Source organism: Lacrimispora sanguinis, assembly GCF_044987295.1.
Taxonomy (GTDB): Bacteria; Bacillota; Clostridia; order Lachnospirales; family Lachnospiraceae; genus Lacrimispora; species Lacrimispora celerecrescens_B.
In genome coordinates this window covers 2,802,900-2,825,008 of record NZ_CP173277.1, presented here as the reverse complement: position 1 = coordinate 2,825,008, position 22,109 = coordinate 2,802,900, and the positions used below count along the sequence as shown (strand labels likewise).

At 45.0% G+C, this 22,109-nt stretch carries 17 protein-coding genes; 13 read left to right on the top strand and 4 right to left on the bottom strand.

Going from position 1 to position 22,109, the window contains the following annotated elements; all coding sequences use genetic code 11:
- Positions 1-46: 46 nt before the first annotated feature.
- From ACHZES_RS13050 to ACHZES_RS13035, 4 genes are all read left to right on the top strand, one after another.
- Complete coding sequence (locus ACHZES_RS13050) at positions 47-1,360, top strand: ABC transporter substrate-binding protein (protein WP_395549148.1); 1,314 nt, start codon at positions 47-49, stop codon at positions 1,358-1,360.
- A gap of 76 nt (positions 1,361-1,436) precedes the next feature.
- A complete protein-coding gene (locus ACHZES_RS13045; RefSeq protein WP_395549147.1) occupies positions 1,437-2,306 on the top strand; it encodes a carbohydrate ABC transporter permease in 870 nt (289 codons plus the stop codon).
- Positions 2,299-3,147, top strand: a complete 849-nt coding sequence (locus ACHZES_RS13040) for a carbohydrate ABC transporter permease (protein ID WP_038283332.1) — start codon at positions 2,299-2,301, stop codon at positions 3,145-3,147. Before ACHZES_RS13045 ends, ACHZES_RS13040 begins: the two co-directional genes overlap by 8 nt.
- 20 nt (positions 3,148-3,167) lie before the next feature.
- Positions 3,168-4,925: a glycoside hydrolase family 9 protein gene (locus ACHZES_RS13035; protein WP_395549146.1), complete on the top strand. Its 1,758-nt coding sequence runs from the start codon at positions 3,168-3,170 to the stop codon at positions 4,923-4,925.
- Between the two features lie 3 nt (positions 4,926-4,928).
- On the opposite strand, the gene ACHZES_RS13030 is transcribed toward ACHZES_RS13035, so the two are convergent.
- On the bottom strand, positions 4,929-6,038 hold the full coding sequence (locus tag ACHZES_RS13030; protein ID WP_404820231.1) for an ROK family protein: 1,110 nt from the start codon (positions 6,036-6,038) through the stop codon (positions 4,929-4,931).
- A 137-nt stretch (positions 6,039-6,175) separates the two neighbouring features.
- On the opposite strand from ACHZES_RS13030, the gene ACHZES_RS13025 reads away from it, so the two are divergent.
- On the top strand, positions 6,176-7,246 hold the full coding sequence (locus tag ACHZES_RS13025) for an SIS domain-containing protein (protein ID WP_395549144.1): 1,071 nt from the start codon (positions 6,176-6,178) through the stop codon (positions 7,244-7,246).
- A 14-nt stretch (positions 7,247-7,260) separates the two neighbouring features.
- Positions 7,261-8,181: a BadF/BadG/BcrA/BcrD ATPase family protein gene (locus ACHZES_RS13020; RefSeq protein ID WP_395549143.1), complete on the top strand. Its 921-nt coding sequence runs from the start codon at positions 7,261-7,263 to the stop codon at positions 8,179-8,181.
- A gap of 117 nt (positions 8,182-8,298) precedes the next feature.
- Here the strand turns inward: ACHZES_RS13020 and ACHZES_RS13015 are convergent, their stop codons facing one another.
- Both ACHZES_RS13015 and ACHZES_RS13010 read right to left on the bottom strand, forming a co-directional pair.
- Positions 8,299-9,603, bottom strand: coding sequence for a GHKL domain-containing protein (locus ACHZES_RS13015; protein WP_395549141.1), 1,305 nt, complete (start codon positions 9,601-9,603; stop codon positions 8,299-8,301).
- 7 nt (positions 9,604-9,610) lie between these two features.
- On the bottom strand, positions 9,611-10,318 hold the full coding sequence (locus ACHZES_RS13010) for a LytR/AlgR family response regulator transcription factor (protein ID WP_395549140.1): 708 nt from the start codon (positions 10,316-10,318) through the stop codon (positions 9,611-9,613).
- Positions 10,319-10,495: 177 nt separating this feature from the next.
- Here ACHZES_RS13010 and ACHZES_RS13005 point away from each other — a divergent pair, with 177 nt between their 5' ends.
- Positions 10,496-11,953 (top strand): sodium:solute symporter, encoded by a 1,458-nt coding sequence (locus tag ACHZES_RS13005; protein WP_395549139.1) that lies wholly within the window; start codon positions 10,496-10,498, stop codon positions 11,951-11,953.
- Positions 11,954-12,104: 151 nt separating this feature from the next.
- Here the strand turns inward: ACHZES_RS13005 and ACHZES_RS13000 are convergent, their stop codons facing one another.
- The gene (locus ACHZES_RS13000; protein ID WP_395549138.1) at positions 12,105-13,601 is read right to left on the bottom strand and encodes an arylsulfotransferase family protein; all 1,497 of its coding nucleotides are present in this window, start codon (positions 13,599-13,601) and stop codon (positions 12,105-12,107) included.
- A 377-nt stretch (positions 13,602-13,978) separates the two neighbouring features.
- Between ACHZES_RS13000 and ACHZES_RS12995 the strand changes: the two genes are divergently transcribed.
- The 6 genes from ACHZES_RS12995 (at position 13,979) to ACHZES_RS12970 (ending at position 22,002) form a co-directional block, all read left to right on the top strand.
- On the top strand, positions 13,979-15,607 hold the full coding sequence (locus ACHZES_RS12995; RefSeq protein WP_395549137.1) for a response regulator: 1,629 nt from the start codon (positions 13,979-13,981) through the stop codon (positions 15,605-15,607).
- Positions 15,591-17,030: a sensor histidine kinase gene (locus ACHZES_RS12990; protein ID WP_242976985.1), complete on the top strand. Its 1,440-nt coding sequence runs from the start codon at positions 15,591-15,593 to the stop codon at positions 17,028-17,030. Before ACHZES_RS12995 ends, ACHZES_RS12990 begins: the two co-directional genes overlap by 17 nt.
- A 171-nt stretch (positions 17,031-17,201) precedes the next feature.
- Positions 17,202-18,266 (top strand): ABC transporter substrate-binding protein, encoded by a 1,065-nt coding sequence (locus ACHZES_RS12985; RefSeq protein ID WP_395549135.1) that lies wholly within the window; start codon positions 17,202-17,204, stop codon positions 18,264-18,266.
- A 153-nt stretch (positions 18,267-18,419) separates the two neighbouring features.
- Entirely contained in the window at positions 18,420-19,940 is a 1,521-nt protein-coding gene (locus ACHZES_RS12980; RefSeq protein WP_395549134.1) for a sugar ABC transporter ATP-binding protein, read from the top strand.
- Complete coding sequence (locus tag ACHZES_RS12975) at positions 19,933-20,988, top strand: ABC transporter permease (protein WP_395549132.1); 1,056 nt, start codon at positions 19,933-19,935, stop codon at positions 20,986-20,988. Before ACHZES_RS12980 ends, ACHZES_RS12975 begins: the two co-directional genes overlap by 8 nt.
- Complete coding sequence (locus tag ACHZES_RS12970) at positions 20,989-22,002, top strand: ABC transporter permease subunit (protein WP_395549131.1); 1,014 nt, start codon at positions 20,989-20,991, stop codon at positions 22,000-22,002.
- Positions 22,003-22,109: the final 107 nt, after the last annotated feature.

Here is a 22,109-nt window from a genome sequence, read left to right as displayed (position 1 = left end):
TGTTGCTGCTTTTAAGAGTAATAAAGGAATGAAAAGGAGAGAGAACATGAAAAAAATGAAAAAAGTGTTAGCGGTACTTGCAGGATCAACCATGTTGTCATTATCTCTTGCAGGCTGCAGCCAGTCTGCACCACAGACCGGGGGGGCGAAAACAGAAACGGAGGCTGCTGATGCGGGTAAAGCCGCATCAGGGGGAAAAGAAAAGATCAGGGTATTTACCTTTTTTACAGGCTCTGATCAATGGGCGCCGGTCTGGTCTGAAGTAATTGCAGAGTATATGGCGGCGAACCCCAATATTGAGATTGTAGACGAATCAGCTCCAACAGCAGGAGTAAATGATGTATTCCGTACGAAGATGCAGGCAGATATAGCGGCAGGAACACCGGCTGATTTATCCATATTTTATACGGGAGCAGATGGAAAGCCGCTGGTGGATTCCGGACTGTTTGTTGATTTTGGAACTTATATGAAAGACGACGAGAAGTGGTCTGGGAACTTTAAACAGTCAGCTCTTGACAGTCAGAAATATGATGGCGTGCAGTATAGTCTTCCTTATCTGGGATATTATGAAGGCTTGTTTTATAATAAAGAATTATTTGAGAAATACGGCCTGGAGGAGCCTGTGTCTTATGATAATATCATGAAAGCAATTAAAATATTTGCTGAAAATGATATTCCTGCATTTGCTTCTTCCATGGCAAAGCCCTCTTATCTACTGGAGCTTTCGATTCTGGCTCAGTCGGGCGGAGAAGGACATAAGAATTACTTTGATGACAGCTGGGCACCGGCGCTTGACAGTATTGCAGAATGGTACCAGATGGGAGCCTTTCCTAAGGATACCATGACAATTTCAGAGGATGATATCCGTCTGATGTTTAAAGAAGGAAAAGCAGCCATGATGATCAATGGTTCCTGGTGTGTCAGCGCTTTGGAGGACAATGAAAATATGCGTCTTATTGCAATGCCTGCATTCCCCGGAGGCAAAGGAGGAGAGGATTGCGTAATTGCGGGTTTCGGTTCTGGTTGGTTCTTTAGCAAAAAGGCAGCAGAGCGCAGTGATGAAACACTGAAACTCTTAAAATATCTTACATCACCGGAGATTGTCCAGAGATTTATTGCGGTAGGCGGAAGTTCAGCAATTGAATGCCCTGTACCGGAAGGCGCCTCTCTTTTGAAGAAGAGCGCGGTTGAGATGTTAAATAAGGCATCTTATACGGATACGGCTATTGATTCCCAGGTAAGCCGGGAGGCCTGGATGGCCATTGCAGATGACGGAGCGCCGTATCTGGTAGAAGGAAAGAGGACCAGCCTGGAACTTCTGGCTGAGGCACGTAAGATCCTGGAGGCTACCAGCAAATAGAAGAGAGGGAGGAAAAGTGGCAGAAGATCTATAGATTCTGCCACTCCTTTTAAAAGGATAGAAAGGGGGAGGGACCATGAAGGCGAAAAGACAACGGACTGCCTTACTGTTTTTGCTTCCGGCGGTAGTTCTTCTGTTGTGCTTCATGATTTACCCGTTGGGAAAGACGATTTATTACAGTTTTACAGCCTGGTATAATTTCTCTGCGGTACAGACGTTTATCGGCCTGGAAAATTATAAAGATTTAATTAGAGATCCGGTTGTCAGAACAGCGCTTCGCAATACAGCGATTCTGATGGCAGGGGTTCTCTTATTTCAGATTGGTTTTGCCCTGATTCTGGCCATATTGGTAGATGGAGTCAGGCATTGTTTTAAGTTTTTCCGAACAATCTATTTTTTTCCGATTGTCATATCAGCGACTGCAATCGGTCTTATGTTTACCCTGATTTATAAGTATGAATATGGGCTTCTCAACTATTTCATTACCCTGTTTGGTGGGGAAAAGCAGGTATGGATCAATGAAAAAACCTCCATTTACCTTGCACTGATTCCTGTTGTGTGGCAGTATGTCGGTTTCTACTTTGTGATTTTTCTAACAGGTATATCAAACATATCCTCTGATATTTATGAATCAGCCATGTTGGATGGGATCAGGCCGGTGCAGAAAGCGGTTTATATTACCGTACCAATGCTGCGCAGTGTTCTTACATCTTCGATTGTTCTTGTAGTCTCCGGGTGCTTTAAAGTATTTGATATTATTTTTATGGTTACCAATGGAGGTCCTTTGGATTCCAGTCAGCTTTTAAGCACTTATATGTATCAGAAGGCATTTGCAAGGGGCAATGGGGGATATGCCAGTTCCATAGCCATAGTCATGATCGTTCTTGGAGTTGCGGTAACCAGTGTGCTTAGAAAGATGCTGCAGGGAGGTGAAGAGGATGCATGAGGCAGGGAAAGGAAAAGAACTGGCTGCCAGGATACTAAAATACATAATTTTAATTTTCTGGGCTTTGACCACCATCATTCCGCTTTTATGGGTACTTGTGAATTCCTTTAAGACTTCAGAGGAGATTGTAAAAAACGGAGTAGCACTTCCTGCGGCCATACAGTTTAACAATTATAAAACCATTATGAGTTACCCGGATCTAAGCATGTCCAGGGCCTTTATTAACAGTTTCATTATATCAGGCTCTGTTGTGCTCGGTGTTGTGTTAATCGCAGGACTCGCAGCATTTTCACTGGGAAGATTCCGGTTTAAATGGACGAAGTATGCAGATGCGGTATTGATTGCCTGTCTTCTGGTTCCGTCCTTTGCCACTATGATTCCAAACTTTGTGACGATCAGTAAGCTTCCTGTCCGGGGAACCCATGCAGCCGCTGTTATACCTCAGATTGCAGGGAATCTGTGTTTTTCTATTACGTTACTGACAGGATTTATGCGCTCTCTGCCGGATGAACTGGATGAGGCGGCGATTATAGATGGTGCCTCACCGTTTTATGTATTAACTCATATTACCATGCCATTATCCAGGCCTATGTTTGCAACTGTGGGAATCATGGTATTTATCTGGTCTTATAATGATCTGCTGACTTCCATGGTATATCTTTCACAAAGGTCGAAACAGCCAGTCTGTGTGATCTTATCTATGGTCAGCAATATGTTTGGAACCGATTATGGAAGCATGATGGCAGCGATTATTGTTACGATTGTGCCGCTGCTTGTTTTATATGTTATATCCCAGGAACAGGTTATCAAAGGTCTTACAGCAGGGGCTGTAAAAGGTTAGAAATATAAGGAGGGTATTTTATGGAATTACTTGTCAATCATTTGGGTTATGATGCATCCGGTAAGAAAGTGGCGGTTTATCAGGGAATGAAAGAGGATTGCCCTGGAGGATTCAAGCTTCTTAAAGCTGATGGACCGGTTGTTCTTGAAGGTGAGGTAAAAGAATGGGGAACTGTGGCACAGTGGGAAACCGGTTATTACTGGACCCTGGACTTTTCAGAATGGAAGGGTTCTGGGAAGTTTCAGTTACATCTTGAAACAAAAGGAGGTACTGTGAAAAGTGATGTATTTGAAATCAGGGAATCCTTAATTACCATGAGACTGTTAAATGCAGCAGGCTACTATTTTAAAGCCCAAAGATCCAGTGGAGAATGGCTCTTCGAGGACCGGAAGCTGGGCTTTGCAGGAGAGCGGCAGGGGCAGGTTGATGCTCATGGTGGCTGGTATGATGCCACTGGAGATTATGGAATCCATTTATCTCATTTATCACATGGAACCGTGCATAATCCACAGCAGGCTTCTTTCAGTGCTTATGCATTTTTTAAAGCGGCGGAAGAGCTGGAGGCCTCCTGTAATGTGGAATATACCATGATAAAACGAAGGATGCTGGATGAAGGAACTTATGGGGTTGATTTTCTTATGCGGATGCGCGCTCCCTCGGGAAGCTTTTACCGTTCGATTAACAGGGGAAATGCCCTGGATCATGTGAGAGGAAACAGAAAAATCGGATTTGAGTATCATGGTTCCAGCTCCCAGTTCAGTGAAAAGGCAGCAACTGCTGATGCTGAGACCGTTGAGGATGCAAATTATGAAACCAGTCTGCGGTCAGGAGGAGGAACTGCAATCGCAGCGTTGGCAGCAGCCTCCAGACATTTTTATCCGGGAGCGGATTACACAAGGGATGAATATCTTCTGGCAGCAAAGGATGCATGGCATTACCTGTCAGCAAATAATGAGAGGCATACCAATGATGGGGAGTGGAATCTGATTGATGAATACTGTGCGCTTCTGGCATTAGCAGAGCTTTATAAGTCCAGTAAAGAGTATGAGTACCTGGCACAGGCAGGAGATATGGCGGAGCGTATTTATGCGCGTCTTATTATGGAGGGGGATACGGCAGCTTATTTGACCTCTTCCGGCAACCTTCCTTATTATCATGCAGCCGATGAAGGACTTCCTGTCATAGCACTTCTTGAATATGCTTCAATTGAAAAGAGCAGGGAGAAGTCTGAAAAAGCAGTGAGAGCATCGGAAATGATAATGAGGCACATTCTTACTATTACATATTCTGTTTCTAATCCCTTCGGCTATCCGAGATTTCTTTTTGAGGACAGTGATGGGGTGAAAAAGACCCAGTTCTTTTTCCCGCACCATACAACAGTAGAACCATGGTGGCAGGGAGAGAATGCCAGGATTGCTTCCTTATCAGCAGCGGCCAGGGACCTTTTAAGAGTTACGGATGATGAAGAATTAAAAGATCAGCTGGAGTATTTCGCTGATAATCAGATTAACTGGATCATGGGCTTAAATCCCTTTGATTCCTGTATGATGGATGGCTACGGCAAGAATAATATCCAGTATTTCTTCAAAGACCGGTATGATTTTATGAATTGCCCGGGGGGTATCTGCAATGGAATCACAAGCGATGAGAGCAATGAAGAAGGAATCGCATTCATCCGGGAACCAGGCGGCACAGTGAGTGATAACTGGCGCTGGGCGGAGCAATGGATTCCTCATGTATCATGGTTTATTCTTGCACAAGCATTTAAACGGAGATAGGAATTAATCCTTAAACAGTGCCTCCAGACGTTTGTTAAACACTGTGACTGCGGCGCCGATAATGCCAGCATCACGGCTGATGGAAGGCTCAATTAAGAGGGTGTTTTGTGTCAGGGTGGTGCGGAGCGTATCCTGTATTTTCTGCAGCAAGCCTTCTCCTAAAGCAAGAGGTACAATTCCTGTCAGTACACAATGCTGGATATCCAAAAGATAGGATATGTTGGACAGAGTAAAGCTTAAATAGGGACAGAGATAATTAATAATATCTTCCCGTATGGACTCCGGCAGGCCTGGATTTTGCTGCAGGCTGATTTGAAAATGCTTATATATGGCATTTAAATTAATAAGCTGCTCAAATGGGGTCGGTTCAGGCACCTCTGTACCCGGTATCTGGCAGGAGCTGATCATCATGTTTCCGATCTCTCCTGATTTATGAGTGGCACCGTACCACAGCTCCCCGTTCATCATATAGCTGACACCACAGCCTGTACCCAGGGTGAAATATATGAGATCCTGGTATTCCGGGTTCTTGCGGCGTAAGAAGGCCTCTCCCTGACAGGCAAACTTAACATCATTGTCAAGGAAAAATGGAACTGTCAAAGTTGAGGCAAATTCCGAAAATGCATCTACAAATGGAACTTCATGTTCAATATTCATTCCTGACATATGAATAATGCTGTTTGTCTCCGGGTTAATCATAGCGGGAAAACCGATTCCAATACCCAGAACCGGTATATGGTCATTGTCAGCCAGGGTCATTAAGGTATTAATTTCTTTTGTCAGTTTAGATAATTTCAGAGTATGATTCTGAGCGGGTAGATAAATAGATCTGCAGTACTGACAGGTGCCCAGCATATCTACCAGTCCCAGATGAACAACCTGGCCTTCAAATTCAATGCCAATGGCATAACAGGCTCCGGGGTTAAACTTAAGAAGATGACCTTTCCGCCCAGCTCCGGTGCTTTGCTCTGTCTCTTCTAACTCAATGACAATGCCCAGCTCCAGCAGTTTATCGACAATTTTTGAAACAGTGGGGAAGCTGATGCCAGTAATACGGACCAATTCTGCCCGGCTCATAAGATGCTGGTTTCGGAATAAGTCAAAAATCATCATACGGTTTTTGGTTTTAAGATATCTTGGCATGTATTGGTTCAAGACAAAGCTCCCTTCTGCGGTAACATTATACTAGAATCATAGCATTAGAACTACAGTCAGTCAAACGCTTTTCAGCTTTCTATAAGGAGGAACACATGGCACAGAAAATGATGGAATACATTAAGGAACAACCCGCAATATGGGCAAGAATGGTAGAGGAAAGGGAAGATATTTTCCGGGAACTGAAGGAATGTAAATTAAACCCTGTAAAACGGATTCTGATCATTGGTTCAGGCAGCTCTTATATTGCATCAATGGCAGCGGCAGACTTTATGGAGAAGATCCTTGGGATTGAAGCAACGGCAGCAGTACCTACCCGTTTAAGTGGTTTTATAAAGGTTTTGAAGCCTGAAGATACCCTGGTCATAGCGGTATCCCAGTCAGGAAAAAGTACTTCTACCATATCAGCAGTAAAAGAATGGAGAGAACATGGTTTTACAGTTATAACTGTGACAGCAGATCCTGAGTCACCTGTCGCTTTAGAAGGAAACCTTCATCAGCTTATAGCATGCGGGGAAGAAACTGTCGGGCCTAAGACAAAAGGAATGACTGGAACGGTTTTAACTTTATCCTTCATGGGGCTGGTACTGGGGCAGAGCTGGAATCGGGTGGAGGAAGAGCAGCTTACTCATTTCCTTTATGAATTAAATAAATCCATAAAGGCAGCGCCTTCCAATATAGATGCCTCCATAGAATTCTGTAAAAGAAATGAAGAACTGCTTGCGTCCATGCAGCATTTTACCCTGATATCAGAGGAGGCCGGATACTATACGGTTAAAGAAGGGGCTTTGAAAATCCTGGAAACCTTGTACGTACCTGCTTCGGCTTATGAATTTGAGGAGTATTTGCATGGGATTAACAACACCATTGAGCCTGGACTTTGCAATCTGTTTTTGCCTGCAGGAGCTCATAATTCAGAACGTATGGCAGTCTTAGAGAGATATTCCAGGGAAAAGGGCTGTATTAATTTTGTCATAACCTCTCTGGACTTTGAGAGCGGCAGTCACATTTTGAATCTGTCCGGAAGCAAAGAACCGTACTTTTCCATGTTCCAGGCTCTGCTTGCTTTTCAGATCATGAGTGTTTATGGATCAGAACGTAAATGCATTGAATGTGATACCCCCAAATTTCATGATTTTTACCGGGTAATGAACACAAAGGCATAATTTAGGAGGGTATAATGAAATACTATGCTGGTTTAGACATAGGCGGATCTGTGGCGCGAATGAAGATTGAATCTGCTGAGGGCAATGTCATAGGAGAGTTTTATGGTACGGGAGGTACCATGAATACAGATGGGTTTGAGCTTTGCAATGAAAAGTACCGTAAGTTTATTCTGCCGGTTCTGAAAGAAAATCACTTAAAAGCAGAAGATTGTGTACGGATTTGCATTGCTGCCAGCGGAATTGATTCCAAAAGGCAGGAAGAGGAATGCATGAGATCTTTTACAGAAATGGGGTTTAAACAGGAAAGCATAGCAGTCCATAATGATTGTGAGATTTTTCTACATATGTCCTCAGGACCGGCAATTGTACTGATAAGCGGCACCGGTTCCATTGCATTTGCCAGAGGGGAATCCGGAGAAATTACGCGCTGCGGCGGCTGGGGCCATGTGCTCAGTGATGAGGGAAGCGGCTTTCATATGGGAATGAAAGTAATAAAAGAAGCGGCCAGCCATATTGACGGAAGGCAGAACTGTCCTGTACTGTATCAGTTATTTGCAGAGAAAAGCGGCTTAACAACATTAGATGAGATAAATGTTTTTGTTAATGACTGTTTGATGGAGAAGGCGGAAATCGCCTCTTATTCAATTCTTGCGGAAAAGGCCTGTATTATGGGAGAGGAAGCGGGATTAAAGATCATCAGGGAGTGCAGGGATGAACTGTTTGCTCTTGTCAGGGATGTTTATAATAAAGCAGGGCTCCATAAGTATAGGGGAGAAGAGCCTATAGAACTATGGTATTGGGGAAGCGTGCTGTTAAAAAATAAGATATTAGGAGCTGAATTATCTCAGATCATTGATCGTGAATTTCCAGAAATTATCATAAAAGTTCCTGAACTGTCCGCACTGGATACGGCTTTGGAGTTAGCGAAAAGATAAGATTCAGGTCTCTTAATTATGTTAACTACGGTATAAATCAGGAGATCAAATAAGCATGAAACATATCGGTTTTTCCGAAAACGTTTCATGCTTATATTTTTTACACCTTACTTTCTATTAAATTTCTGAACGGCCCATGATATTTACCATGGCTGTAAAGGTGGTTTCATTGAAGTAAATGTCAAAATCATCACCGGGCCGGTTTAATATCCTGCGGATGCTTAAAAGTCCCAGGCCGCCATCCTGCTTGCTGGATAAAAGTTTCCCCCCGCTTTCTTTGATCTGGCCATTATAGGAATTTTCTGCCAGCATCATCAAATGATCCTGCCTCCACCTTGCCTGTAAATGGATAAAGCGGTTTTTCTTAAGCTTCATACAAGCTTCCATGGAGTTTTCCAACAGGTTTCCTATGACAATGCAAAGGGTCAGATCATCAATGGGGATATAGGCGGATATATCCAGGCCTGCAACAAATTCAATCTGGTTTTCCTGGCAGCGGATGCCATATTCCTGAAGGATCTGGTTGACGGCAGGATTTTCGCAGTAAATTTGTTCCCTTGAGGTGTCCAGCTCTTTATTTAAGTCTAGGAGGTATTTCCTCTGCTCATTCCTGTCCATATTAAGAAGCGCGTGGATGTGGTGTCTGAAATCATGACGGATAATCCGAAGCTCCTCGGCATGTTCCAGCATCTGGTTATAATGTTCCCTCTGTTTACCGATCAGCTGTCTTGCAAATAAAAGTTCTTCCTCCGTCTTTTTTCTCGAAACAGCCTCCAGGGTACCGGCGAGAGTCATGACATAGAGAACAAGGATCATCGTACAGAATGCAAGATAAAATACAACGTCTTCAAACCCTCTTTTGGTCAGGGATTCCCTGGAAAAAATGGTGGAGGTGCCAAACAGGGAAATGGCGAGAGAAATAGCCGGATAGGCGGTCAGGAGCAGGTTGGAACGTTTGGAAAGCTGAATGAACAGCTGGCTGGTCATGTCTTTTAGCCAGTAGCGGACAAAGATATAGAAACCGCAGGCAGACAGGAGAGAGACAATGACGCAGATCTGGCTATAGGAAAGAAATATGGATCTTCCAAGAACCGAGGCGGCAAACTCGTTTAATGACATGGACAGAACTGCAAAAAGCCAGGCGGATAAGTAGAGAAATACTTTTTTCTTCAATTCCCCGTTGAAAAATATAAGGAGCAGAAGAAAAAAGAGACAGGAAAATATCCCCTGGACAATGAGAAATATTGGTTCTCTGATATGAAACAGGGATTGAAGGGAAACCATGATGACCCAGAGGTATGCCGATACAGCCGCGATGTTTTCGCGATTCTTTCTCTTTGGCTCCAGGCAAACAAAAATAGGCATCATGCGGACTGCGAGATTGATCAGATTTAATACAACGTTACAAGCTGCTTCATTCATGACGGCCTCACTTTAATTGAAAATGGTAGTAAACATGCTTGCATTCTTTATAAAAATTGCGGGAAACGGGAACGGTCTGTCCGTTTATCATCAAGAACCCAATAGGTTCCAGGGCTTCTACATAGTTTAGATTTACGATATAGCTTTGGTGGCACCGCAGAAAGCAGGTCAGAGGCTTTAATTCTTCCTGAAGCTCATTTAGCTTTTGGTGGATGGAAAGGATATCTCCGTTTCTAAGAACTATGTAGACCCGGTGCAGCCTGTTTTCAAAATACAGGATTCGGCTTAGCTTCAGTTCCATGGGGACCCGGTTATGTACAATGGAAATAGAGGATTCTCTTAATTTAAAATTCTGTTCCATAACCCGTCTTAAGGTTTCCTCAATATCCTGTTGGATTAAGGGTTTTAAGACGAAGCCTGCGGCGTTAACCCTGTAACCCTCTACAGCGGATTCCAAAGATGAAGTGATAAATATGATAACAGGAGCTTCCCTCTTTTTTAGCAGACACTTGGCGGTTTCTATGCCGGTCATATCAGGCATGATGACATCTAACAGATAGATGTCATAAGTGTCCTCTGCGGAAAGTAACTTTCCGGCAGTTTCAAAATCATCAATTTGAGCATCCATATCATGCTTTTTATAGTAGCCGCACACAAAGTCAAGAATAGTCTTCCTGTCTTCTCGGCTGTCGTCACAGATGGCAATTCGCAGCATAGAACAGTCCCTCCGATCTCATTCCATTGTATTTAGATTTCCGGCAGAAGTCAAGAAGAGAGAAGGAATCTGCATATTTGGTGGGTAATTGACAGAATCGGATGTGTAACCGGGCCGGTGAGTATGTTAAACTGGATTTACAAAAGAATTTTCTTACAGAAAACAGGAGGGGTTTTTATGGGAGCAAATGTTGTTGTAACTGCCATTGTTATTGTTTATCTGCTGCTTATGCTGTGGATCGGCTGGTATTCTTCCACCAAGATTTCTACTAACACAGATTTTCTGGTAGCAGGCCGCCGTCTTGGGCCGCTGCTTATGGCCGGAACACTGGCAGCCACGGAAATTGGGGGAGGAAGCTCGCTTGGAGTGGTGCAGAACGGGATGTCAGGCTTTGGACTCAGCGCAGCCTGGTACATAATCACGATGGGAATTGCATTTTCCATTTTAAGCTTTGTCGCTCCCCGGTTCAGGGCGGCAACTGTTAAGACCGTACCGGAATATTTCCGGAGACGTTACAATAAGACCTGTGGCATAATCACGGCTATTATCATGCTTCTTCCTTTGGTTGGGCTTACGGCTGGGCAGTTCATTGCTTCTGCGGTCATATTATCCACCATGCTTGGTATTGATTATCAGGTGGCAGTCATCATCGTAGCGGTGGTGGTAACGGTTTATTCCATAATGGGAGGTTTATGGAGCGTTACTTTGACGGACTTTGTCCAGGTGTTCCTGATTGTTATCGGTATGATTATAGCGGTTCCTTTTGCACTTCGGTATGCGGGGGGCTGGAGCAATGTGACAGCTAATATTCCGGAAGGGACGTTAAGCATGTTCCAGGGCTATGATTTATTTGGGATTATTTCTCTTATTATCATGTACACCGCTACGTTTTCCGTGGGACAGGAGGCAGTATCACGATTTTACGCCGCAAGAGATGAGAAGGCTGCAAGAGGAGGGGCCTGGCTGGCAGCACTTATTAATTTCATCTATGCGTTTATTCCCACAATTCTCGGTATTATTACCCTGGCATTAATGAATATGGGGAAATTCAGCTCTGAGCAGTTTGCAGAGGTAGGAGCCCGCTATGCACTGCCCATCCTTGCGATCAATACGATGCCGGCTGTTGTCTGCGGACTTTTATTTTCCGGCATTATTTCGGCCACGATGTCCAGCTCAGATTCCGATTTACTGGGAGCAGGGTCAATCTTTTCCAACGATATTTATAAAGCAGTACTAAAGCCGGATGCTTCCAGCCAGTCTGTTATGAAAGTAACAAAGATCGTTATGTGTCTGGTAGGTGTGGCTTCCATGCTGATTGCTTTATTTAATACCCAGAGTATCGTTTCCATCCTTATGTTCTGCTTTACCCTTCGGGCGGCGGGCTCATTCTTTCCCTATGTTATGGGACACTACTGGAAAAAGGCGTCATCGGCAGGAACCATCGCCTCTCTGATAGCAGGAACTATCGTTGTCGTATATCTGGAGCATATTTCCAAAGGCATGCTGTTTGGGATCAAATTCAGCCAGCCGATCATACCCGGACTGATTGCTGCATTTATTTGTTTTATTATTTTCTCCTTTGCCATGCCGCCTAAGGAAGAGACTACGGAACTGATCCCGGAGGAAGATGATTGAGATCTTTTCTGGCAAACGGTTATTTTCTAAAAGGGAACAGGACAGTTAAATTAAAAAACTGAATTTCATCAGGTAGGCAGTGAAACGAACGAATAGTTTCACTGCCTATCTGCTTATGCAATAGGTATATCATGTGGTATTTCGTTTAAGTTTAAGACTTTAACTCGAAGTCCAGGCAGACGATCTTTGACTTTCCTATTTTTTTGCCGTTAGCATCTAATGCCTTTACCTGAAAATAAGGTCCAAATGACGGTACTATTATTTTCGTCTCAAATCCTGTACGGAGGGTGCTGCATATATCAACGTCCAGTAAATCCGGGGCAGGTCCGGAAAGCACCCGCCAGGCAGCTGTTTCCGTTGAACCATTCCAGGATGCATATACAATTACATTGGGTGGAGATAAAGATACGGCGATATCAGGCGGACAAGCAGGAGTCCCCTTCCAACAATATTTGAATGCCCGGTAAGTGATGTTATCACCGGGATACTCCATGTCATATATAAAATTCACCGATGGATCCTCAGCCGTGTTGCCGGCATATTTGAATTCGGAAAGATAGGAATCCTGTCCCCACCCTACCAGCTGATTGCAGCCGGGCAGTTGCTGTACATTTCCCTGGCTGGCGACGTACAAAAGCGGATCATGATAATAGGTTCTTGATACTGTTGCCGTCATATTATTAATGTCAAGCTGCAGAATCAGGCCCCTCGCCACATTATCTGGAGGGGAACTCGCCGAAGCACAGCATGCATCGTCGAACAAGCTGATTCTGTCGTGGGATCGGTAGCGGGCATCATGCTGCCATGAAAATGTTGCGTTTGGGCCGAAGGTGAAATCACTCTTTTTTCCACCAAGCTGCCATAGGATTTCTCCGGTTTGCTTGTCGATCTGGTAAATAGCCCACATATTGCGCATGCTGATCAATAGTGTACCGTCTGGTCCCTCCTCAGCAGAATTTACATGATAGCAATCCCAAATATTATTGGATTCCAGTGCAGAGGAAGCCGGCAGCATGGAGTCAGCCGGATCTACGTGTGCCAGAACATCCCAGAAGAACAGAAGCCTTCCGGATTCCGGATCAACCTCCTGGATGGAGTAATTGTCAATATAACCGTCTGCCGGACCGCCATATCTGGATAAATCCGCAGGCACCTGTTTTATTGCGGTAAACAAAGCAGTATTCCGCTTGGTGATCGTAAATTCGTGAACATCGGAGGTAAACCCTTTCCTTGCTTTTAGTTTTTGGATTACCTGATAATTCTGATCTAATATCTGAAAATAAGCCCCTGGTTCCGGGTCCCCATCGGGAAGGTTGGGATTTTCTGTCTGAGTTCCGGAAATAGTGCCCTGCCACATCGTGAGGACCGGTTTTCCCTTGTACTTTTGTACCTTAAAATCAGTGTTCTGCTGATACCGGGTTTTAAGGGGGCGAAACCATACAGGATCGCCGGTTTGGTCCATAATCAGGGCCCCCGTTTGTCCGACCAGGGTTTCTCCGAACCCCGTATATGGCGCTGCAAACAGATAACCTGGAGCTGTTCCGGGTTTATCAACATTAATTTTTACTTTCATTGGGTGAAGGCAGGGAGCGGAATAAAAGTTCCACACCTGATCATTTGTATTTTCGTTTTTTTTACAATCTTCCATTGTCTATGTCCTCCTTTCGGATACATTTCCATAGTTACGGTATTTTATTGCAGGACCGTATGCCAGGATATCAGCGGCAAAAAGTCCTGTCCTGGTTGTACCATCCTATGATTGTGAGTTGGGAATGACACAGCTTACCAGTGGGTGGATAAAAGCAAGTATAAGAAGGTAATTGAAACCAACGGAGAGGAACTGGATTAAAATAACAGGGTTTCTGTATGAATCAGGAACTTTAAGATGTCCTCTTTTTGTGGTACTATGATTTTAGTATATTTTTTTACGATTGAAAATGCAGGGACTGAAATTATTCTCTTATATTTCTTTTTTAGATTTTATATAATCTACTTATGAATGTGGGGCAAACAGGGGGATTGGACATGGTTAAGATTTTTCTTGCTGAGGATGAAAAAATAGTCCGTGAGGGAATTAAAAATGGTATTCCGTGGGAAAAATACGGATTTGAGTTTGCAGGGGAAGCACCGGATGGGGAGCTGGCATATCCTCTGATTCTAAAGGCAAAGCCTGATATTCTGCTTACTGATATCCGAATGCCCTTTATGGATGGGCTTGAACTGGCTGAGATGGTAAAGAGAGAACTTCCGGACCTTCGCATCATGTTTTTCAGCGGATATGATGACTTTGAATACGCAAAGCGGGCCATAAGGATTGGCGCAGCGGATTACCTTCTTAAGCCTGTAAGCAGCAGCCAGCTGTTAGAGGCTCTGGAGCGTATGAGCGAAGCAATTATCCAGGAAAAAAGTGAGAGGGGCTATAAATTGGAGTTTCTAAAGCAGCAGGAGGAAAGAAAGCGGATGGAGCGGGACCGGCTGTTTGATACCATTGTATCAGGAAACTTAAGCCTTCAGGAGATCCTTTTAAAGGGCCGGGAACACAGTCTGTCCCTTAGCGCACCGGTGTATAATCTGATTTTATTTCAGGCAAGGGTTTCCGGCAGTCAGGAGCAGTTTACGGATCAGGTTGTTATGTTTGATGAGATGATAAAGGACCGGTTTGAGAACAGGGCAGAAGTCATCGTATTTAACCGACTGACAGAAGGGTATGCATTTCTGGTCATGGGAAACGATTGGGAAGACTTAGATAGAAAGACCACTGCCTGCCAGGAGCTTTTGGTACGACTTGTGGAGTCCTGCCCAGGCATGGAATATTTCGGGGGAATTGGCGTTCCGGTATACAGGCTCAGTGAACTGAGAACCTGTTTTAAGGCGGCTAGTAGAGCCTACGCCTGCCGCTACATGCTGGAATACAACCAGCTTCTTACGGCAGAGGCAGCCGTCCGGCTTCATGATGATTCAGGAACCATCAGCCTGGAAGGGATGGACATAACCAAACTTAGCCGGGATATTGTTCCTAATTTCCTTAAAAATGGTTCGATATCTGAGGTAAAGTATTTTCTGGAAGAATATTTAGAGGCTTGCGGCAGTAATTTTAAGTCCCTGATCTTCCGGCAGTATTTGCTGATGGATGTTTATCTTGCTGTCATTGGTTTTGTCACCCAGCTTGGTTTTGAGCCGGAGCAGGTTTTAAAGGAATTTGGAGATGGAAAAACCTTAAAGCCTTGTGTGGGATCTGAGGAAGGGGCAGTAAAGTACGCCAGGGAGATCCTTAAAAAGGCCATCACCCTCCGTACCACCTGTTCTCAGAAAAAGTACCGCCTGGTTCTTGATCGATCCAAGGATTACATTGAAGGCCACTATAAGGATGAGGACATTTCTTTAAATGTGGTAGCCTCCAGCGTGAATATAAGCCCTAATTACTTCAGCACCATATTCAGTCAGGAAATGGGTATTACATTTGTGGAATATTTAACAAAGGTCCGTATGGAAGCGGCTAAGGAATTGCTTTTAAAGACAGACCTTCGGGCCTCGGAAATCGGGTATCAGGTGGGGTATAAAGATCCTCACTATTTCAGCTACATATTTAAAAAGACTCATGGAATTACGCCGAAAGCATTCCGGTCAGGAGGCAGAAATGATACGAAAACGTGATTCAATCAAAGCTAAATTACAATCCATGCAGGCAATCGTATTTATCCCGGTCATTATTATGATTGGGATATTGCTGTATATGATGGCGTGGCAGAATGAACAGTATCGGCAAAGCATCCGGAACTTAACTATGGCTACGGAGTTTAATTTTGACTTTAAATCCAACATCGATTATAAGATGTACCGCATTGTCATAGGCGCGGACACCTTTGATTCTTTAAATCCCTATGAAGAGCTGGAAAATTCCCGGAGATTGTTTGAACAGTTAAAGGATTCCACTCCTCAGGAAAACAGCAAAAAGGGGTTAGATGGGATCATCATTCTGATCGGAATTCTGGAAAAGAGGATTGAAGACATCCGTACCAGCAATATTATCGGTGATTATGACCGGAATATGGAGCGCCTGGATAAGGATATTTACATAATCACTGAACTGATTCAAGAAACCATGTCCGATTATATTTACAACGAAACAAAGACCTTAGAATCCACCCGTTTAAAGCTGGACTCTCAGACAAAGAGGGTCATTGCCTCATGTATCGTGGTTTCCGCTTACATCATCGTGTTTTTAATCGTTTCTTTTTCTTCCTTTGGAAAGAAGATTACAAAACCCATTGAGGAACTGTGTCAATATACCATGGTGCTTGCAAACGGCAGCTTAAAGGTCAATGCGCCCAAAAGTAATATACGTGAGATCCAGATGCTAAGCGACCAGTATGATCACATGGTGATCCGGATCGGGGAGCTGATTGAACATATTAGGGAAGAACAGGAGCTCAAGAGAAAAACCGAATTAAAGCTTTTACAGGCTCAGATCAATCCTCATTTTCTTTATAATACCCTGGATACGATCGTCTGGCTGGCAGAGGGGAAACGTCATCAGGATGTGGTGGACATGATTACGGCCCTTTCTTCCTTTCTGCGGATGGGGCTTAACAATGGAAAGGATTTTATCACCATCAGGGGGGAGGCGGAACATGTAAAGAGCTATCTTCAGATCCAGCATTTCCGCTATGAGGACATTATGGATTATGAGATCGATTTTAAGGAGCAGATCATGGACTTCTCTACGTTGAAACTGACTCTGCAGCCGATTGTGGAGAATGCCCTTTACCATGGGATTAAGAATTGCAGGAAAAAGGGCTTTCTAAAGATCAGCGGCTGGCAGGAGGAAGAGGACATTCTGCTAAAGGTGGAGGATAACGGCATCGGAATGAAGCCGGAAGAACTTGAAAAAATGCAGAGACTAGTGCGAAACGGCGGGGAAGACTTAGGGTTGCGGGAAGGATTTGGAATTGCCAATGTGGCAGAGAGGATCCGGCTTAATTTTGGTGAAACCTATGGGGTTTCCATCGAAAGCGAGTATGGGGTGGGAACCTCTGTTACCGTCAGGATCCCGGCTGCTTTAAAGGGGAACAGATAAAAATCAACCTTTTTCCGAAAAAATCCAACCTTGTTTTGGAATGACCGGCAAAGGCGTAAGAATCTCAACCGTTTACAAAAGATATTGCATTGAGAAGAAAGCCGGTAACCGCTATGATACTGGTAGTTACTAAGAAAAGTAAACACATCTATCATTTTGGAGGGAACGGATATGAAGAAAGGATTACTGGGCATGATGACGGCGGCTGCCATGACTGCAGCTATGGTTTTATCCGGATGCAGCGGTTCTCAGACTGCAGCGACCACCGCGGCGCCGGCAGGAGGGGAAACAAAAACAGAGGCGGCTAAGACAGAGGCACCCAAGACAGAAGAAAAAAAGGATTTGCTTGTGGTAGGTTTTTCCCAGGTAGGAGCGGAATCTGACTGGAGAACAGCTAACACGGAATCCATGAAATCCACGTTTACGGAAGCGAACGGGTACAAGTTGATATTCGATGATGCACAGCAGAAGCAGGAAAACCAGCTAAAGGCTGTCCGTAACTTTATCCAGCAGGATGTGGACTATATTGTGATTGCACCGGTGACCGAAACGGGCTGGGATACGGTTTTACAGGAAGCAAAGGATGCGGGGATTCCGGTCATCATCGTTGACCGTATGATCGATGTTTCCGACGATTCTCTCTATACTGCATGGGTCGGTTCCAATTTCCTTCAGGAAGGTTACGATGCAGTAGCATGGCTTGGTGATTACTTAAAGAAAAACAACCGTTCAGATGATGACATCAACATCGTAACTCTACAGGGAACCATTGGTTCTTCTGCTCAGATCGGACGTACCGACGGCGTGGAAGAGAAGATGAAAGATTATCCAAAGTGGAAGATGCTGGAGCGGCAGACAGGAGAGTTCACTCAGGCCAAGGGACAGGAAGTAATGGAATCCTTCTTAAAGACCTATCAAGATATTGACGTTGTGATTGCAGAAAATGACAACATGGCCTTTGGAGCCATTGACGCTATTAAGGCGGCAGGAAAGACCTGCGGGCCCAAGGGCGATATCATCATCATTTCCTTTGACGCGGTTGCGGCTGCATTTGATTCCATGATTGCCGGTGATATGAACGTTTCCGTAGAATGTAACCCGCTTCATGGCCCCCGCGTGGCTGAAATCATTCAGAAGCTGGAAAAGGGTGAAAGCGTAGATAAGATCGCCTATGTACAGGAAGGAGTATATCCGGCTGATACGGCGGCTCAGGAAAAACCAAAGAGAGCCTATTGATCCACAGGGCTTTAGAGCCGTAAGCAGAAGTGAATCTGGATAAACAGGTGCAGGGGAATGGAGGACGGAGGTTTAAAGTCCTTCGCTCTGCACCTTTTTTGATCCCTGAATTTGCCGGTTTCAGCAGGACGGGGGAGGAAAGGAAGGGATTCTATGCCCAATGAAATCGTATTAGCCATGCGAAGTATATCAAAAACATTTCCAGGTGTGCAGGCCCTTGATCATGTAGACTTCACGTTGAGAAGGGGAGAGATCCATGCGCTGATGGGGGAAAACGGAGCCGGAAAATCCACCCTTATTAAAGTTCTGACAGGTGTGGAGGAGTTTGAATCAGGAGAAATCACCATTGACGGGTTTAAAGGGAATATGATCAATCATTCTCCCCAGGAGGCCCAGGCTCATGGGATCAGCACGGTCTACCAAGAGGTCAATCTCTGCCCTAATTTATCCGTGGCGGAGAATTTATTCATTGGCAGGGAACCGAAGCGGGCAGGCATCATCGACTGGAAAACCATGAATAAAAAGGCGAAAGATTTAATGGAGAGTCTGGATATCCATATAGATGTGACAAGGGCTCTGGAGAACTATTCCATCGCTTTGCAGCAGATGTTTGCCATTGCCAGGGCAGTGGATATGTCCGCAAAGGTTTTGATTCTAGACGAACCCACCTCTTCTTTAGATGACAATGAGGTGGAGAAGCTGTTCCGTCTGATGAACCGTCTCAAATCAGAAGGGGTAGGAATCATTTTTGTCACTCATTTCCTGGAACAGGTATATGAGGTCTGCGATAAGATCACCGTTTTGAGAAATGGGGCTCTGGTTGGAGAGTATGAAACGGAAAAACTGCCCAGAGTACAGCTGGTAGCCAAGATGATGGGAAAAGATTTTGACGATCTGGCTGCCATAAAGAAAAGTGGAGAGGCAAAGGAACGGTCCGGGGAATTGGTGATCGATGCACAGGGGATCGGGAAGCAGGGAACTATAAAGCCCTACGACTTAAAGGTCCGTAAAGGAGAGGTAATTGGCCTTACCGGGCTTTTAGGATCCGGACGTTCGGAGCTTGCCAGGAGCCTTTATGGAGCGGATAAGCCGGACAGCGGGGCGTTAAAAGTAAACGGCCGGCCGGTTTCAGTGGCGGCTCCCCTTGACGCCATGATGGCTGGTATGGCGTATCTTCCGGAAAACCGGAAGGAGGAAGGGATCGTGGCGGATCTATCGGTACGTGACAATTTGATTTTGGCGCTTCAGGCAAAGAAGGGAATGTTCCGGCCTTTTGGAAGAAAAGAGCAGGAGGAGCTTGCAGATAAGTATATAGAACTTTTACAGATAAAGACAGCTAACAGGGAGACTCCTGTAAAAAGCTTAAGCGGAGGAAACCAGCAGAAGGTAATTTTAGGAAGATGGCTCCTTACGGACCCGGATTTTCTCATACTAGATGAACCCACCAGAGGGATCGATGTCGGTACCAAGACAGAGATTCAGAAATTGGTGGTAAAGCTTTCAGAGGAGGGCAAGGCCGTAATGTTTATCTCTTCGGAGGTAGAGGAAATGCTGCGTACCTGCAGCCGTATGGCTGTACTCCGGGATGGGCAGAAGGTGGGGGAGCTTAAAGAAGGCGAACTGGACCAGAATAATATTATGAAGGCTATTGCAGGAGGTGCGGGAGATGAATAAGCTGATCGTGTTTGTGAAGAAACTAACAGGAACCCGCTTGTTCCTGCCACTGTTCTGCCTTGTTCTGGTGCTGTTGTCAAACCTTATCAAAACACCTACTTTTTTTCAGGTAACAATAAAAAACGGTGTTTTATACGGTTATATTATCGATGTGATCAACCGGGCCAGTGATCTGGTGATCCTGTCTGTGGGAATGACCATGGTTGTAGCGGCTTCCGGGGGTACGGATATTTCTGTGGGAGCGGTCATGTCTGTGGCCGGAGCCGTTTGTTGCTATATTCTGGCAGGCGGACTCCAGACCGTGAATGAGTTTCAAAATCCCTATATATTAGGTGTGCTGGCAGCGGTTTTTGTAGGTATGTTATGCGGATGCTTTAACGGATTCCTGGTGGCGAAGATGAAGATCCAGCCCATGGTAGCGACCCTAATTCTGTTTACGGCAGGGCGGGGTATGGCACAGCTGATCACCAGAGGGCAGATCACCTATATCCGGGTGGAATCTTATAAAATGCTGGGAGCAAGCATTCCAGGGATTCCTGTTCCAACACCCGTATTCGTGGCACTTCTGGTAGTGATCCTTACTTACGTATTACTTAAAAAGACTACGCTGGGGCTTTATATCCAGACGGTAGGAATCAACTCCAGGGCTTCCAGGCTCATGGGAATCAAATCTTCCAGGATCATTTTTCTGTCCTATGTATTCTGCGGCCTTTGCGCCGGCGTATCCGGCCTTGTTGCATCTTCCAGAATCTATTCGGCAGACGCCAACAACATCGGGCTTAATTTGGAGCTAGATGCGATCCTTGCAGTAGCATTAGGAGGCAATAGCCTGGGAGGGGGTAAGTTCTCTCTCCTTGGAAGTGTCATTGGTGCCTACACCATTCAGGCTTTGAGTACCACCTTATACGCCATGGGAGTCTCTCCGGACCAGATACCGGTTTATAAGGCAATCGTTGTGGTGATCATCGTTGCCCTCCAGTCAACGGAGCTTAAAAAGATGGCAAAAAGATACCAAACAGGCCGTGAAGTGGGAAAGAAGGTGGCATAAATGAAGAACAGAGGGAAGACAGACGGAAAAATATTTCTGCTTATGATCACCATTGCCCTTTTCGTGACAATGTACATAGCCGGAATCATAATTTTTAACAGCAAAGGATTTGCAAAGCCCCAGGTATTTTTAAACCTTTTCATCTCTAATGCCGGTCTGATCGTGATCGCGGCAGGCATGACCATGGTCATGATTACGGGAGGGATTGATATTTCCGTTGGTTCTGTGGTGGCCCTTACCTGCATGATGCTGGCCTGGATGATGGAAGTAAAGGGAATTGGAGCTGTTCCGGCTCTTTTGACTGTTCTGGTCATAGGCATCTTCTTTGGCCTGGTCCAGGGATTTTTTATTGCCTACCTAAAAATACAGCCATTTATCGTGACCCTGGCAGGAATGTTCTTTGCCAGAGGCATGACGGCCATCATCAGCCAGGAAATGATCAGCGTGAAGAATGAGCTGTTTTTAAAATGGGCGAAGAGTAAAATTAATTTGACCTTTCTCGGAGGAACCGTAAATAAAAAGGGTGTGGTGAACTATCCCTTCCTTTATCCAAGCGTTATCATCGCGTTGGTGGTACTGGTGCTGGTCTTCGTGGCTCTTAAATATACGAAGTTCGGGCGGACGATTTATGCGGTAGGCGGAAACGAGCAATCTGCGCTGATGATGGGGCTAAATGTAAAGCGCACGAAGCTTTTGGTGTATGTCATAAACGGCTTTTTATGTGCATTAGGCGGATTTCTGTTCTGTTTAAATACCTGTGCGGGCTTTGTGGAGCAGGCAAAGGGTTTTGAGATGGAAGCCATTGCATCGGCAGTTATTGGGGGGACACTGCTTTCCGGAGGTGTGGGAAATGTGTTCGGGAGCCTGTTTGGGGTCTTAATAAAGGGAACCATAGAGACATTCATCACCTTCCAGGGGACGCTATCATCCTGGTGGACAAAGATCACCATTGCGGCGCTGCTGGCATTTTTTATTCTTCTTCAAAGTTTTTTTGCCAAGGCAAAGGAGAAGTAAAATTCGCAAGAGAAAGATATGGATAGGCGGGAACCGCTGTCTGACGGGATTGTGACCGTTGGACAGAGGCTCCCGTCTATTAATTATCCGCAGTCACTCTCAGTGAA

Coding starts and splice junctions, on each gene's coding strand:
- ACHZES_RS13015 (WP_395549141.1), bottom strand. CDS start 9,603: ATGAATGAAGCAGCTTGTAACGTTGTATTAAATCTGATCAATCTCGCA.
- ACHZES_RS12970 (WP_395549131.1), top strand. CDS start 20,989: ATGAAGAACAGAGGGAAGACAGACGGAAAAATATTTCTGCTTATGATC.
- ACHZES_RS13020 (WP_395549143.1), top strand. CDS start 7,261: ATGAAATACTATGCTGGTTTAGACATAGGCGGATCTGTGGCGCGAATG.
- ACHZES_RS12985 (WP_395549135.1), top strand. CDS start 17,202: ATGAAGAAAGGATTACTGGGCATGATGACGGCGGCTGCCATGACTGCA.
- ACHZES_RS12980 (WP_395549134.1), top strand. CDS start 18,420: ATGCCCAATGAAATCGTATTAGCCATGCGAAGTATATCAAAAACATTT.
- ACHZES_RS13030 (WP_404820231.1), bottom strand. CDS start 6,038: ATGATGATTTTTGACTTATTCCGAAACCAGCATCTTATGAGCCGGGCA.
- ACHZES_RS12975 (WP_395549132.1), top strand. CDS start 19,933: ATGAATAAGCTGATCGTGTTTGTGAAGAAACTAACAGGAACCCGCTTG.
- ACHZES_RS13025 (WP_395549144.1), top strand. CDS start 6,176: ATGGCACAGAAAATGATGGAATACATTAAGGAACAACCCGCAATATGG.
- ACHZES_RS13045 (WP_395549147.1), top strand. CDS start 1,437: ATGAAGGCGAAAAGACAACGGACTGCCTTACTGTTTTTGCTTCCGGCG.
- ACHZES_RS13005 (WP_395549139.1), top strand. CDS start 10,496: ATGGGAGCAAATGTTGTTGTAACTGCCATTGTTATTGTTTATCTGCTG.
- ACHZES_RS13050 (WP_395549148.1), top strand. CDS start 47: ATGAAAAAAATGAAAAAAGTGTTAGCGGTACTTGCAGGATCAACCATG.
- ACHZES_RS12990 (WP_242976985.1), top strand. CDS start 15,591: ATGATACGAAAACGTGATTCAATCAAAGCTAAATTACAATCCATGCAG.
- ACHZES_RS12995 (WP_395549137.1), top strand. CDS start 13,979: ATGGTTAAGATTTTTCTTGCTGAGGATGAAAAAATAGTCCGTGAGGGA.
- ACHZES_RS13040 (WP_038283332.1), top strand. CDS start 2,299: ATGCATGAGGCAGGGAAAGGAAAAGAACTGGCTGCCAGGATACTAAAA.
- ACHZES_RS13000 (WP_395549138.1), bottom strand. CDS start 13,601: ATGGAAGATTGTAAAAAAAACGAAAATACAAATGATCAGGTGTGGAAC.
- ACHZES_RS13010 (WP_395549140.1), bottom strand. CDS start 10,318: ATGCTGCGAATTGCCATCTGTGACGACAGCCGAGAAGACAGGAAGACT.
- ACHZES_RS13035 (WP_395549146.1), top strand. CDS start 3,168: ATGGAATTACTTGTCAATCATTTGGGTTATGATGCATCCGGTAAGAAA.